Here is a 12818-nt window from a genome sequence, read left to right as displayed (position 1 = left end):
GCGGCGACTCCTTATCGGCCCAAAGCGGTGGATAGAGGACTTGCGGTTTGCACCATCTCGTGCTCCGTCGATTCAATGTCACTAACTGCCAACGCCGCCAGTTTAGCGTCGCTGAGCATGTCACCGGGCCGTCCTGCCCCACGAATCACGCGATTGATCAGTACGACATGGTCGGCGTAGCGACGCGCACTGGGCATATCATGGGTCACCATGATCACCGTCTTCCCCAGCTCCCTTTCGCGGCGCAATACGTCCAGGATTAGCTGCTCGCTGGGTGGATCAACACCTGCAAGAGGCTCATCCAGCAGCAGGATACTGGCCTGCTGCGCCAGCGCACGGGCGAGGAGCACACGCTTCTTCTGCCCGCCGGAAAGCGCGCCAATCGGCCGGTCCGAAAACGCCAGCATATCGACAGCGGCCAAGGCATCACGCACAGCGTCGCCATGACGCGGGTGATACCAGCGTGCGGGCATAAAGCGTCGCCACCACGCATCCTGACGCATATGGCCAAAGCGCCCGCCCATCACCGTTTCCCAGACAGAAACAGGAAAGTCCCACTCGATGGCCTCGCGTTGGGCCATGTAGGCAATATGCCCCGCACGGCGGTGCTCGGCAATCGGGTGACCAAAGGCATGCACGGTGCCACGCAGCGGCTTCATGCTGCCCGTCAGCACATGAAATAATGTCGATTTGCCAGCGCCATTGGGCCCCACGATGGCCGTCCAAAGCCCGGCTGGAAAGGTCAGGTTGATGTTTTCCAATACCGGCTGACGTTGGTAGGCCGCATGGAGGCCGTGGATCTCAACAGCAGCGGTCGGCGTATCAGGGTTGGTGGCCATGATGATTTACTCGTCTACCAGATGACGACGCAACAGCTCAGCGTTGTGGCGCAACATGGCAAAGTAATCGGGGGCATCACCGTCAGGTTCACTCAGCGAATCAACGTAAAGCGGGCCGGCAACGGGCGTATTCGTATCGCTTGCCACGCTCGTCACATGACGATCGGAGATGGTGCTTTCCCAGAAGATCGCAGCAGGCTGACGCTCGTTAATCATGTCAATGACCCTCATCAACTGGCGCGGCGAGCCTTCCGTTTCGGCATTGGTGCCCCATATGCCGTTGTGTTCAAAATGGTAGGCATCGGCAAAGTAAAGAAACGCCGCTTCGCTGGAAAGCAGGACGCGTCGCTCATCGGGAATCGAAGCAAGGGTTTCCTGTAGCTCAAGGTGAAGCTCGTGGAGAGAGGCTTCAAGCGCCTCAGCTCGGCGCTGAATATCATCAGCCTGGTGTGGCAAAGCGTCCTCAAGCTGATCGGCAATCGCCTGCACATAGGCCGCTGCAGCGCGTGGGTCCATCCACAAATGGGGATCGACATCGCCCTCCATTTCACCGGTCACGATGCTCTGAGTGGGATAGCCCGAGGCCTCCGCCACCGGCACAACTGGGGTATCGTCATCCACCGTGGCATTGACCTGCGACATCCATTGCTCAAGCTGGTAGCCGTTATAAAACACCACGTCGGCGTCTTCCAGGGCGGCAAAGTTGTCAGGGGTTAATTCCCACTCATGTACTTCGGCATCAATTGGGGTGAGAACAGACACCTTGGCACTGTCCCCCGCCACTCTTTCAACCAGATCACCCAATACCGAAAATGTCACCGCCACATTGATGGGCGATGTCGTGTCATCAGCCTGAACACTGGTCGCAGCACCGGCAAAAACGAAAGGGATCGTACACGACAACCATATATCTCGTTGGCGCATGGTAACTCTCCACTGTGATAGGATCGCGTTAACGACAACTGTAGCTCAACAAAAAAGCATTATGCAAATAGTTTAGCCTTGGCTAACAATTATTTCAAAAAATACGCTACCATCCTAATCAACGTTTTTATTCACTCTGATATAGCCAACCTATATAGCCATTATGAGCGATCACGAACAGCAGCCATTGCCGCCTACTTCACGCCTGAGTGGCGATGCACTGCCGCCTGTAGAACAGCACGCGCAACAGTACGAAACCGTGCGCAATGCCCACGAAACAGAACTGATCGAGGATTATGTGGAATTGATCGGGGATCTTTTACGCCACCGCGGCGAAGCACGCGCGGCTGATATTGCCACTCGCATGGCGGTTAGCCAGGCGACTGTATCGAAAATGATCCGACGCCTGAATGAACTGGGACTGGTAACGAGCCGCCCCTACCGATCGCTCTTCTTGACCGAGGAAGGCCATAAAATGGCCGAAACCTCACGCGCCCGCCATGATATTGTGCTGCATTTCCTGCGCGCTTTGGGCGTTCGCGACACGACTGCTCGCATCGATGCAGAAGGCATGGAGCATCACGTCAGCGACGAAACACTGACGATCATGCAGCGTTTTACTGAAAAGCATCAGCCATAAAACAGCTACTTCATTGTTTTCACGATTGTTTTTGCGATTGTGTTGGCAGCCCGGATACGGCTGAAAGCCGATTAACCTGGGCGATGGCACCGTTCCAGATCATTTCAAAGTGAGTGGTCTGTATCACCTGTTTGACATGACGCGGCGTCATCAGCGCCCAGCAGACGGCTCCGCTGTGCCGCACAGAATGATAACGCAATCCAACGCCTGCTGAGTGTCGCAAGGCCCCACCCAGCGCCTGCGACGCCTGATAATCGTCGGCATGATAAATGGCATGGGTTGGCGCCAAGGCCAATGCATCCCGGCTCCCACCTTCATCGAACACGCATTTCAGGCCTCTGAAAACGAAGCGCTCATAGTGCAATGACGGCACTTTCTGCCAGTACGCTTGCTGGTGGTATTTTACCTCCGCAATCGCGGCGCTCAGCGAATCGGCAACATACAGTACGCCAAAGCTGCCGTCGCTGAAGCGTGAGCCATTGGGGTTGACGTGGGTAAAGGGTGCGGTGGCATAAGAGCAACCGCGAATACCAAAGGGAATATCTTCAATGGGCAACAGCCCCAGATCGCCGACCTCGTTTCGCAAGCGTGGATTGGTTAGTGCCTGAAGCGCGTAGAGCGCTTCAAACTCCTCGACATCTGCCACATCGTCAAACAGCTCGATGGGTGGAAACTTGCTGTTGACCAAGCGGTAACTCTCGACCCGTTTTGCGGCACATATGGGCAGCTCCTCAGGCGTTACCACTGGGCACCCCGCAGGCTATCGATACGTTTGAAGGTCTCGTAAAGCGCGGCAAAATCACCACTACTTATGACGTCAAGCGGCGTACGGCCGTTGAAGTAGGGGTTGTGGTTGGCCATCGAGACAAATCCATACAGGTTCTCGGGGTTCTCAAACAGCATGCGTAATGCCGCATGAATATTGAGCAGATAGCTAATTCGCGTGAGTTGATCGCTGTCGAGCTTGATTTCAGCCACATCACCACGGCGCGCTCGGGCATAGGTGCTGTGGGAGACGCGCAAAATGGCCTCCCCCTGCTCACCGGTCGCCCGCCACTTATCCAGAATACGCACCGCGGCTTTCAGCCCTACCGCTGCCGCTGCCTTATTGTGAGCCAGTTCGCTTGCCGTTTGCATCGTCATCCCATGGCCCTGTTCTGCAAATACAAAAAATCTATAAATGTCTCTGTAGAAAGCATACACCATTATAATCTTTTCTGCCTGCCTGCTGCAGGACAGGCAACAAGCGCACTGGCAATCAATGATTCCCCATGACCCTGGCGGGCATGCCCAACCGGCCGATACCCGGCAGCTTAATCGCCGGCCGCATGATATCGACCCCCACGCCAAGCCCAAGGATATTCACCTCAATCCCCTCTTCCCGGGCGACAAGCACCCCCACCACGCCACCCAGTGAAAGCTGGTAACCGGTACCACTTGGCGCGGGGGCGAGGACACTGTCAAACAGGTAGTCTTTACCAATTGCCGTAATCGGCAGGGGTACGGCAAATCCTGGCACCTCCCGAGCCACCCAGGCAATAAAGCTATTGCTGTTGGGTCCGGGCCAGACGCGATACAGGTCAGCATAGGGAAAGCGTGCCACCGCATCGGCAATCCGGGGAATCATGGTTTGCGCCTGCTCGCCACGGTAATCCGCCAGCAGTTCGGGTGAGTTGCCAAACCAAAAGCGATCAGGCGTATCGATCGACGATACCACCGTAGGTCGACGCCAACTCAATACCTGGTGCAAACGATAGTGATCAGCGTTTTGCGCCTTGGTGGCAATCCAGACATGAACCCCGAAGGCACCTCGCCAGTTGTATGCACGGGCGGCGTAAACCTGCACCACCGCCTCCGAAACATCCTCAGGCGACGGGGCAATATTCGCCGACGAGCGATCAAGCGCCGACCAATGCCCTTCGGTCACGATCTGGTCACTGGCCAGCATCCATACCGGGCCAGCCAACAGAGCCCCTAGCAGCAAGATCAACACCGCCGCCCAGCGCCCCAGCAACGCTAGTGTTTTCATAAAAGCCCCTTGTCGCTAACAGCCGTGCTGGCCGGATAGCCAAGTTACCGTGAGGCCAGGCACAAATCGAGCGATGCTCTAAACGTGGTGCACACGCTAAAGCGTTATCCACCCACCCGCGTTGCGAAGCTTTGCACAACGCTCATTACAAGGGACTTAAACAACCATCAAGAGAGTGCCAAATGGAGGCAAAAAAGTGGGAAGTAACTTACCTCGCAGACACAAGGCGTTGTCGTCTGGCGTACAAACCGACTGAAAATCAACCAATAGGAGGGGGTGTCACAAATACGTAGGCCTAGAAATGGAGGCAGCCCCAAAAGCCACATCCCGGCACACGCATCCACCACTACCGTTGCTCCCTTCCGGGCCTGGCGGGGTTTGCAGTTTAGCGTTGCGGGAGGACCTAAGGGGCCACCATAACGGCTGACTCGCTTGTGAGTCTGCCTACGCTGAGTGGTGGCTACGCCCTGATTTGAACAGGGGACCCCATCATTATGAGTGATGTGCTCTAACCAACTGAGCTACGTAGCCTTTCCGACATCAGCGGAGACGCATTGTGCCTATCTTGATGGCAAAAGGCAAGCCGTTATCGACCTGCCTTTTGCCCAGGCACCGTTTATTGCAGTGCGTTACGCACCGCTTCTTCAGCAGGCTCGCCGTCGATGGTTTCCACGCCAGCTAACCACTCGCCTAGCAGCTCATCATTTTCCTGCAGGTAAGCACGCGCGGCATCACGGGGATCTTCACCATCGTCCATGATTTCGCCCATCAGCTGGTTTTCCATCTCGAGTGTGAACGTCATGTTGTTGAGCAGTTCACCAACGTTGGGGCACTCTTCTACGTAGCCACCGCGGGTGTTGGTATACACCGTTGCACCACCCAGATCAGGGCCAAAGTAATCGTCAGCCCCTTCAAGATACGCCATGTCGAAGTTGGTGTTCATGGGGTGTGGTTCCCAGCCCAGAAATACCATCCAGCCTTCATTGGGTACCCGCGCTGTGAGTTCGGCCAGCATGCCGGCCTCGCTGGAGTCGACCAGTTGCCAGTCGCCAAGGCCGAAGGCATCGTCGTCGATCATCTGCTGGATCAACTCGTTGCCGTCGTTGCCGGCTTCAATACCGTGCAGTTGCTGGTCGAACTGGTCGGCATGCTCGGCCAGATCTTCCACTGACGTGACGCCTGCATCGTATACATACTGCGGCACTGCCAGGGTGTATTTGGCACCTTCAAGATTGGCCGTCAACCGATCAACAGTGCCCTTCTCAACGTAAGGATCGCTGATTGAGGCCATTGACGGCATCCAGTTGCCCAAGAAGACATCAAAGTCACCGTTTTCCATGCCTGAGTATGCAATGGGCACCGACACGGTATCCACGCGTGCTTCGTAACCCATGCCTTCAAGCACTTCGCTGGCAAGCGCTGTGGTGGCGGTAATGTCGGTCCAGCCTACCTCTGCAAAGCGAACCGTGCTGCATTCATTAGCCATCGCCAGAGAAGGAAGTCCTGCCGTGACGACAACCGCCCCCATCATGCTCAAATGTGCTTTCTTCATTCAGCGTCCCCTTTTCATCAGATTATCGATCTCCGCCCCGCATTGATATCGAAGCGGCAACTAACACCTTTTTATTGATTGAACGTTCAATAAAAAAATGCCATCATTGTTAGGTAATCATGCCTACCGTCGTTTTTCAAGGTTATGGATGGATAGGCATTCAACGCGACAGGAGATAGCCATGCCTAAGGTTGGAATGGAACCAATACGCCGCGAGCAGTTAATCAACGCCACCATGGCGGCTATTGACGAGGTTGGGTTGGCGGAAGCCACTGTCATGCGGATTGCCCGCCACGCAGGGGTGTCAGCGGGCATTATCAGCCACTATTTCGGTGGCAAGGATGGCTTGCTGGAAGCCACCATGCGGCAAATTCTGACCGATCTTAACCACGCCATTTCCATACGTCGGCACGCGTTGGAAGACAACACGCCCCGCGCCCACATTGGCGCGATTATTGAAGGCAACTTCGACCGAACTCAGGTCACCGGCCCGGCCGCCAAGACCTGGCTCGCTTTCTGGGCAAGCAGCATGCACAAACCGATGCTGCAACGCTTGCAAAATGTCAATGACCGTCGCCTGTACACCAATTTATGCCACCAGTTTCGCCAGGTAATGCCGCGGGCGGATGCTCGCAACGCGGCTCGGGGTCTGGCCGCCATGATTGACGGCCTTTGGCTACGCGGTGCCCTTACCCCCGAAGGTCTGGATGCCGACGAAGCCCGACACCTGGCCCATACCTACCTAGACCAGTTACTTGCTCACCATGGATGCCAACCACGTGCCTCCATGACCGAAACTTATTAAGGAGACCATCATGGCCGCTCAAGACATACAGCCTCTTTACATCAATGGTCGCCGGGTTGATGCCACCTCAGGCGATACGTTTACCATCACCAACCCTTTCGATGGCAGCCTGCTGGCAACCGTCGGCCAGGCAAGCCAGGCCGACGTCGACAGCGCAGTTGAAGCCGCCCGCCACGGCCAGCGCGAATGGGCCGCGATGACCGGGATGGAACGCTCGCGCATTTTGCTGCGTGCCGTTGCCATTCTGAGAGAGCGCAATGACGAACTGGCTGAGCTTGAGACGCTCAACACAGGCAAGCCGATCAGCGAGACCGCAAGCGTCGATATCGTGACCGGTGCTGACGCGCTTGAATACTACGCCGGGTTGGCCCCCGCGATTGAAGGCAGCCAGATTCCCCTTCGCGATAGCTCCTTTGTCTATACCCGCCGCGAGCCGCTGGGTGTCATTGGAGCCATCGGGGCCTGGAACTACCCTATCCAGATTGCCTGCTGGAAGGCCGCACCCGCGCTGGCGGCAGGTAACGCGATCGTGTTCAAGCCCAGTGAAGTCACCCCGCTCACCACCATGAAGCTTGCCGAAATCTTCACCGAAGCGGGCCTCCCCGACGGCGTGTTCAACGTGGTACAGGGCGATGGCCGCGTAGGCGCCATGCTCACCGCGCATACAGGTATCGACAAGGTGTCGTTTACCGGGGAAGCCGGTACCGGCAAGAAGGTCATGTCCGCGGCTGCCGAATCGACCCTTAAAGACGTCACCATGGAACTGGGCGGCAAATCACCGCTGATCGTGTTCGCCGATGCCGACCTCGACCGCGCCGCCGATGCAGCCATGATGGCCAACTTCTACTCCAGCGGCCAGATTTGCACCAACGGCACACGCGTATTTGTCGAGCGCAGCGTTAAAGATGCCTTTGAAGCCAAACTGGTGGAACGCGTCAAGCGTATCAAGGCAGGCGACCCGCTGGATCCCAGCGTCAACTTTGGCCCGCTGGTCAGCTTTGAGCATCAGGAAAAAGTGCTCTCTTATATTGCCCTGGGCAAAGAACAAGGCGCACGGGTCCTGATTGGCGGCGACGACTGGAACACCGGCAGTTGGGCCAATGGCGCCTGGGCGGCACCGACCGTCTTCACCGACTGCATCGACGATATGCGGATCGTGCGCGAAGAGATTTTCGGCCCGGTAATGTCGGTGCTTGCCTTTGATGACGAGGCAGAAGTGATTCGCCGCGCCAACGATACGACCTATGGCCTCGCCGCTGGCGTCTTCAGCGAAAGCCTTAACCGTGCCCACCGGGTGATCCACCAGCTGGAAGCCGGTATCTGCTGGGTCAACACCTGGGGCGAGTCACCGTCTGAAATGCCGGTAGGCGGCTATAAAGAGTCGGGCATTGGCCGCGAAAACGGTGTCGAGACGCTCAACCACTATACCCAGACCAAGTCCGTACAGATCGAGATGGGGCCGTTCGAGTCAGTGTTTTAATCCCTGAAACAACGCTTTCAAGTACTTAGCTCATTACCAACTTGACCAGGGAGACACTGATGTCTCAACCACGCGAATTTGATTACATTATTATCGGTGCAGGTTCGGCAGGCAATGTGCTTGCTACTCGCCTTACCGAAGACAGTAACGTCAGCGTGCTGCTGCTAGAAGCAGGCGGCCCTGACTATCGCTTTGATTTTCGTACCCAAATGCCCGCTGCCCTGGCTTTCCCGCTGCAGGGCAAACGCTACAACTGGGCATTTGAAACCGACCCGGAACCGCATATGGACGGCCGCCGGATGGAGTGTGGCCGTGGCAAGGGGCTGGGCGGCTCCTCGCTGATCAACGGCATGTGCTATATCCGCGGCAACGCCCTTGATTACGACAACTGGGCCAAACAACCCGGCCTTGAAGACTGGGATTACCTAAGCTGCCTGCCCTACTTCAAGAAAAGTGAAAGCCGCGATATCGGGCCAAACGATTATCACGGCGGCGATGGCCCGGTCAGCGTGACAACCCCAAAGGCGGGCAATAACCCGCTTTATCGCACCTTTATCGAGGCAGGCAAACAGGCGGGTTACCCGGAGACCGACGACGTCAACGGCTATCAGCAGGAAGGCTTCGGCCCCATGGACCGCTTTGTGACGCCTAACGGTCGGCGTGCGTCGACGGCCCGTGGCTACCTGGATACCGCCAAGCAGCGCGATAACCTGACCATCGAAACCCACGCGGTGACCGATGTGATCGAGTTCGAGGGCAAGCGTGCAGTGGGCGTTCGCTATGAGCGAAAAGGCGAAAAACGGCAGGCCTACGCTCGCCGTGAAGTGCTGCTGTGTGGCGGTGCTATCGCCTCCCCGCAGATTCTTCAGCGTTCAGGTATTGGCAACCCGGCACTGCTTAAAGAGCTCGATATCGAGACGGTTCACGACCTCCCTGGCGTGGGTGAAAACCTCCAGGACCACCTGGAAATGTATATCCAGTACGAGTGCAAAGAACCTATCTCGCTCTACCCGGCGCTGAAATGGTACAACCAGCCGAAAATCGGCGCCGAGTGGCTGTTCAAGGGGACCGGCATCGGTGCCAGCAACCAGTTTGAATCCTGTGGCTTTATCCGCAGCCGCGATGAGGAAGAGTGGCCCAACCTGCAGTACCACTTCCTGCCCATTGCGATCAGCTACAACGGCAAGAGCGCGGTACAGGCCCACGGCTTCCAGGCCCACGTCGGCTCCATGCGCTCGGAAAGCCGCGGTCGCATTCGCCTGACCTCGAAAGATCCCCATGCGGCGCCCAGCATCCTGTTCAACTACATGGCCAAGGACAAGGACTGGCAAGAGTTCCGCGATGCCATTCGCCTGACCCGCGACATCATCGCCCAGCCGGCCTTTGAGCCATACCGTGGCCGTGAGATCGCCCCCGGCCCCGACGTCCAGTCGGATGCCGAACTCGATGCCTTCGTCAAACAGCACGCCGAAACCGCCTACCACCCCTGTGGTAGCTGCCGGATGGGCAACGACGAAATGGCAGTCACGGATGGCCAGGGCCGCGTCCACGGCGTTGAAGGCTTGCGCGTGGTCGATGCGTCATTGTTTCCGGTGATTCCCACCGGCAACCTGAATGCCCCCACCATCATGCTGGCGGAAAAGATCGCCGACCGGATTCGGGAGCGTGAGCCGTTGCCCCGGGCCAACGTCGACTATTACGTTGCCAACGGCGCACCCGCCAAGCGCCACTGAACCAAGCGTCGGTAGCAAAACTCTAAAACGTCGTGGCCTAGCGCTGCGACGTTTTTTTATGTTGCTTTAACGCATCGAAATACTTGCACTGGGTGGCGCAGGTCTGCCAATATTCAAACATGTGTTTAAATCCGTCCATTAACAACCCTGCTCTACCCCAATAACTGGAGAGGCACTATGCTCACCCTACTACTGATCGTGCTGGCGGCTGTTGGCCTGCTCGCGGTGATGCGCCGCGAAGCCGGGGCAACCGCCGCTCTGGTCGTGCTTGCCGTGCTGGGTCTTGTTGGCCTGCTGTTCGATGCCACCGTCATCGGCATCCTATTACTGCTGGGTGCCGCCGCTGTGGCCGTTGCCGGTCTTCCTGCGCTACGCCGCCAGTGGTTGACCCCGCGGCTGTTTGCAATGTTCAAGAAAGTCGCGCCCAAGGTCTCCGATACCGAGCGCACCGCCCTGGAAGCGGGCACGGTTTCCTGGGATGGCGAGCTGTTTTCCGGCAAGCCTCAATGGAACAAGCTGCTCAACTTTAAAGACGACGGCCTGCGTGAAGACGAGCAAGCCTTCCTCGACAACCAGTGCGCGAAAGCCGCCGGCATGTGCAATGCCTGGGATATCGCCATCGAACGTGCAGACCTGCCCCAGCAGCTTTGGGATTACCTGAAGAAAGAAGGCTTCTTCGGCATGATTATCCCGAAGGAGTATGGCGGCCTGGGCTTCTCGGCCAAGGGGCAGTCCATGGTGCTGCAAAAGCTCTCTGCCAATGAGACGCTGATGGTCACCGTCGGTGTGCCCAACTCGCTGGGCCCAGGCGAGCTGCTGCTCAAGTACGGCACCCAGGAACAAAAAGATCACTACCTGCCGCGCCTGTCCGATGGCCGTGAAATCCCCTGCTTTGGCCTGACGGGCCCGCGTGCCGGTTCAGACGCCACCTCGTTGCCGGACACCGGCGTCGTTTGCAAGCAAATGATTGATGGTAAAGAAGTCCTCGGTCTGCGCCTCAACTTTGAAAAGCGCTGGATCACGCTGGCGCCCATTGCCACCGTTGTCGGTCTTGCTTTCCGGCTATTTGACCCCGACCACCTGCTCGGTGATGAAGAAGACCGCGGCATTACCCTGGCGTTGATTCCCCGCGATACCGACGGCATGGAAATCGGCCGCCGCCACCATCCAATCGGCAGCCCGTTCATGAACGGCCCGATCAAGGGCAAGGACGTCTTTGTGCCGCTGGATACCATCATCGGCGGCCCCGATATGATCGGTCAGGGTTGGCGCATGCTGGTCGAGTGCCTCTCGATCGGCCGCTGCATCACCCTGCCCTCCGGCGCCACCGGCACCGCGCGCTATGCGCTGGGCTGGAGCGGCGGCTTCACCCGCGTGCGCCGTCAGTTCAACGTGCCCGTAGCGGAAATGGAAGGTGTTCAGGAACCTTTAGCGCGGATGGCTGCGCTTGGATATATCTCCCAGGCGACGGTCTATCAAACCGCCAACCTGATCGACCATGGCGAGAAGCCCGCGGTCCCCTCGGCGATTCTGAAAAGCCAGCTGACCGAATTCCAGCGTGACATCCTGGCCGACGCCATGGACGTACACGGCGGCAAGGCGGTCACCCTGGGTCCGCGCAACTACCTGGGGATCGGCTACAGTGCCAACCCGGTGGCGATCACCGTGGAAGGCGCCAACATCATGACCCGCAACCTGATGATCTTCGGTCAGGGCGCGATTCGCTGCCATCCCTACGTGCTCGAGGAGCTCGCCGCCAAGGACGCCAACGATATCAAGGCATTCGACAAGGCGTTCTTCAGCCATGCGGGCCTCATCTTCGGCAACGCAGCGCGCGCCTTTACGCTGGGCTTCGGTATCGGCAAACCCCAGGTGCCATTTGACGGGCCTGCAACGGCCTATGCACAGGACATTGCCCGCCTCTCCGCAGGCTTTGGGCTGTGCGCCGATGCGGCCATGGCAAGCCTTGGCTCGGCCCTGAAAAAGCGCGAGATGCTCTCGGCTCGCCTCGGCGATGTGCTTTCCAACCTTTACCTGGCCTCGATGGTACTCAAGCAGTGGCAAGCGGGTGACAAGGTGGAAGGCGAAGAAGCCCTGCTGCATTACAGCTGCCGCTTCCTGCTCCAGCGCGCTGAACAGGCCTTTGTCGAGATTTTCGATAACCTGCCCAACCGGGCGCTGGGCAAAGCGCTGAAAGTGATCGTGATGCCGACCGGTCGCCGCTGGGACAAGCCCCACGATGACTATGCACGGGATATCGCCACGCGGGTGTCCACCCACAGCGCCCTGCGCACCAAGCTATTGCACAACACCTGGGACGCCGACGACGGCGAACAGCGCAACCCGCTGGCCCGTTACAATGCCCTGCTGGTGGACTACGACCGTGCCGAGGCGATCTACCGGACGGTCAACAAGGCCTACGCCAAGGGTGAACTGCCGCAGACGGCCCTGCACCCAGAAGCACGGGTGGAGGCGGCATTGGAAAAGCGCCTTATCAGCGAAGAAGATGCGCAGTTCATGCGTGAATTCGAAGCAGAGGTGTTGGCAATGCTCACTGTAGACGATTTCCCTTACGACACCTTTGCTACCGACAAGTCGACGCTGATTGACCACAACGCCAAGGGACAAGCCAGGGAAGCGTCCGAGACAGCGGACAGCATTAAGTAGCCTCTCGCTCGTACCTACCTTCAACCGGCCTCATCGAGGCCGGTTTTTTTTGATCCTAGACTTTCGTTTAATTTTCGATTTTTTATCCAAAAACTGAAAACGAAAGCAGATAAAGGCATTGCAGGTTCGAAAACGATCAACTAGGATTT

General features: G+C 57.7%; 11 protein-coding genes, 1 tRNA gene and 1 other RNA gene. 5 read left to right on the top strand and 8 right to left on the bottom strand.

Annotated features, from left to right (window positions below; translation table 11 throughout):
• Positions 1 to 11: 11 nt before the first annotated feature.
• Positions 12 to 839: an ABC transporter ATP-binding protein gene (locus NH395_RS02100; RefSeq protein ID WP_253022073.1), complete on the bottom strand. Its 828-nt coding sequence runs from the start codon at positions 837 to 839 to the stop codon at positions 12 to 14.
• A 6-nt stretch (positions 840 to 845) separates the two neighbouring features.
• On the bottom strand, positions 846 to 1763 hold the full coding sequence (locus NH395_RS02095; RefSeq protein ID WP_253022071.1) for a zinc ABC transporter substrate-binding protein: 918 nt from the start codon (positions 1761 to 1763) through the stop codon (positions 846 to 848).
• 163 nt (positions 1764 to 1926) lie between these two features.
• On the opposite strand from NH395_RS02095, the gene mntR reads away from it, so the two are divergent.
• Positions 1927 to 2403: a manganese-binding transcriptional regulator MntR gene (gene mntR, locus NH395_RS02090; protein ID WP_253022069.1), complete on the top strand. Its 477-nt coding sequence runs from the start codon at positions 1927 to 1929 to the stop codon at positions 2401 to 2403.
• A 19-nt stretch (positions 2404 to 2422) separates the two neighbouring features.
• Here the strand turns inward: mntR and NH395_RS02085 are convergent, their stop codons facing one another.
• The 6 genes from NH395_RS02085 to NH395_RS02060 form a co-directional block, all read right to left on the bottom strand.
• Entirely contained in the window at positions 2423 to 3148 is a 726-nt protein-coding gene (locus tag NH395_RS02085) for an RES family NAD+ phosphorylase (RefSeq protein ID WP_253022067.1), read from the bottom strand.
• A complete protein-coding gene (locus tag NH395_RS02080) occupies positions 3142 to 3546 on the bottom strand; it encodes an antitoxin Xre-like helix-turn-helix domain-containing protein (protein WP_245748597.1) in 405 nt (134 codons plus the stop codon). Before NH395_RS02080 ends, NH395_RS02085 begins: the two co-directional genes overlap by 7 nt.
• A 115-nt stretch (positions 3547 to 3661) precedes the next feature.
• Positions 3662 to 4432 (bottom strand): DUF3750 domain-containing protein, encoded by a 771-nt coding sequence (locus NH395_RS02075; RefSeq protein WP_253022065.1) that lies wholly within the window; start codon positions 4430 to 4432, stop codon positions 3662 to 3664.
• Between the two features lie 311 nt (positions 4433 to 4743).
• An RNA gene (ffs, locus tag NH395_RS02070) (signal recognition particle sRNA small type) lies at positions 4744 to 4840 on the bottom strand.
• Positions 4841 to 4886: 46 nt separating this feature from the next.
• Positions 4887 to 4963: transfer RNA gene (locus tag NH395_RS02065), tRNA-Met, on the bottom strand.
• An 85-nt stretch (positions 4964 to 5048) separates the two neighbouring features.
• Positions 5049 to 5984, bottom strand: coding sequence for a choline ABC transporter substrate-binding protein (locus NH395_RS02060; protein WP_253022063.1), 936 nt, complete (start codon positions 5982 to 5984; stop codon positions 5049 to 5051).
• A 181-nt stretch (positions 5985 to 6165) separates the two neighbouring features.
• On the opposite strand from NH395_RS02060, the gene betI reads away from it, so the two are divergent.
• From betI to NH395_RS02040, 4 genes are all read left to right on the top strand, one after another.
• A complete protein-coding gene (betI, locus tag NH395_RS02055) occupies positions 6166 to 6789 on the top strand; it encodes a transcriptional regulator BetI (RefSeq protein WP_253022061.1) in 624 nt (207 codons plus the stop codon).
• Positions 6790 to 6799: 10 nt separating this feature from the next.
• Positions 6800 to 8269, top strand: coding sequence for a betaine-aldehyde dehydrogenase (gene betB, locus NH395_RS02050; RefSeq protein ID WP_253022059.1), 1470 nt, complete (start codon positions 6800 to 6802; stop codon positions 8267 to 8269).
• Positions 8270 to 8328: 59 nt separating this feature from the next.
• Positions 8329 to 10002 carry a choline dehydrogenase gene (gene betA / locus NH395_RS02045; protein ID WP_253022057.1) on the top strand — a complete coding sequence of 558 codons (1674 nt, stop codon included), beginning with the start codon at positions 8329 to 8331 and terminating at the stop codon, positions 10000 to 10002.
• A 177-nt stretch (positions 10003 to 10179) separates the two neighbouring features.
• Positions 10180 to 12669, top strand: a complete 2490-nt coding sequence (locus NH395_RS02040) for an acyl-CoA dehydrogenase (RefSeq protein ID WP_253022055.1) — start codon at positions 10180 to 10182, stop codon at positions 12667 to 12669.
• Positions 12670 to 12818: the final 149 nt, after the last annotated feature.

Source organism: Halomonas sp. Mc5H-6 (genome assembly GCF_024124705.1).
Taxonomy (GTDB): Bacteria; Pseudomonadota; Gammaproteobacteria; order Pseudomonadales; family Halomonadaceae; genus Vreelandella; species Vreelandella subterranea.
This window is presented reverse-complemented; position numbering and strand designations above follow the sequence as displayed.

Coding starts and splice junctions, on each gene's coding strand:
- NH395_RS02100 (WP_253022073.1), bottom strand. CDS start 839: ATGGCCACCAACCCTGATACGCCGACCGCTGCTGTTGAGATCCACGGC.
- betI (WP_253022061.1), top strand. CDS start 6,166: ATGCCTAAGGTTGGAATGGAACCAATACGCCGCGAGCAGTTAATCAAC.
- betA (WP_253022057.1), top strand. CDS start 8,329: ATGTCTCAACCACGCGAATTTGATTACATTATTATCGGTGCAGGTTCG.
- NH395_RS02095 (WP_253022071.1), bottom strand. CDS start 1,763: ATGCGCCAACGAGATATATGGTTGTCGTGTACGATCCCTTTCGTTTTT.
- mntR (WP_253022069.1), top strand. CDS start 1,927: ATGAGCGATCACGAACAGCAGCCATTGCCGCCTACTTCACGCCTGAGT.
- NH395_RS02075 (WP_253022065.1), bottom strand. CDS start 4,432: ATGAAAACACTAGCGTTGCTGGGGCGCTGGGCGGCGGTGTTGATCTTG.
- NH395_RS02080 (WP_245748597.1), bottom strand. CDS start 3,546: ATGACGATGCAAACGGCAAGCGAACTGGCTCACAATAAGGCAGCGGCA.
- NH395_RS02060 (WP_253022063.1), bottom strand. CDS start 5,984: ATGAAGAAAGCACATTTGAGCATGATGGGGGCGGTTGTCGTCACGGCA.
- NH395_RS02040 (WP_253022055.1), top strand. CDS start 10,180: ATGCTCACCCTACTACTGATCGTGCTGGCGGCTGTTGGCCTGCTCGCG.
- betB (WP_253022059.1), top strand. CDS start 6,800: ATGGCCGCTCAAGACATACAGCCTCTTTACATCAATGGTCGCCGGGTT.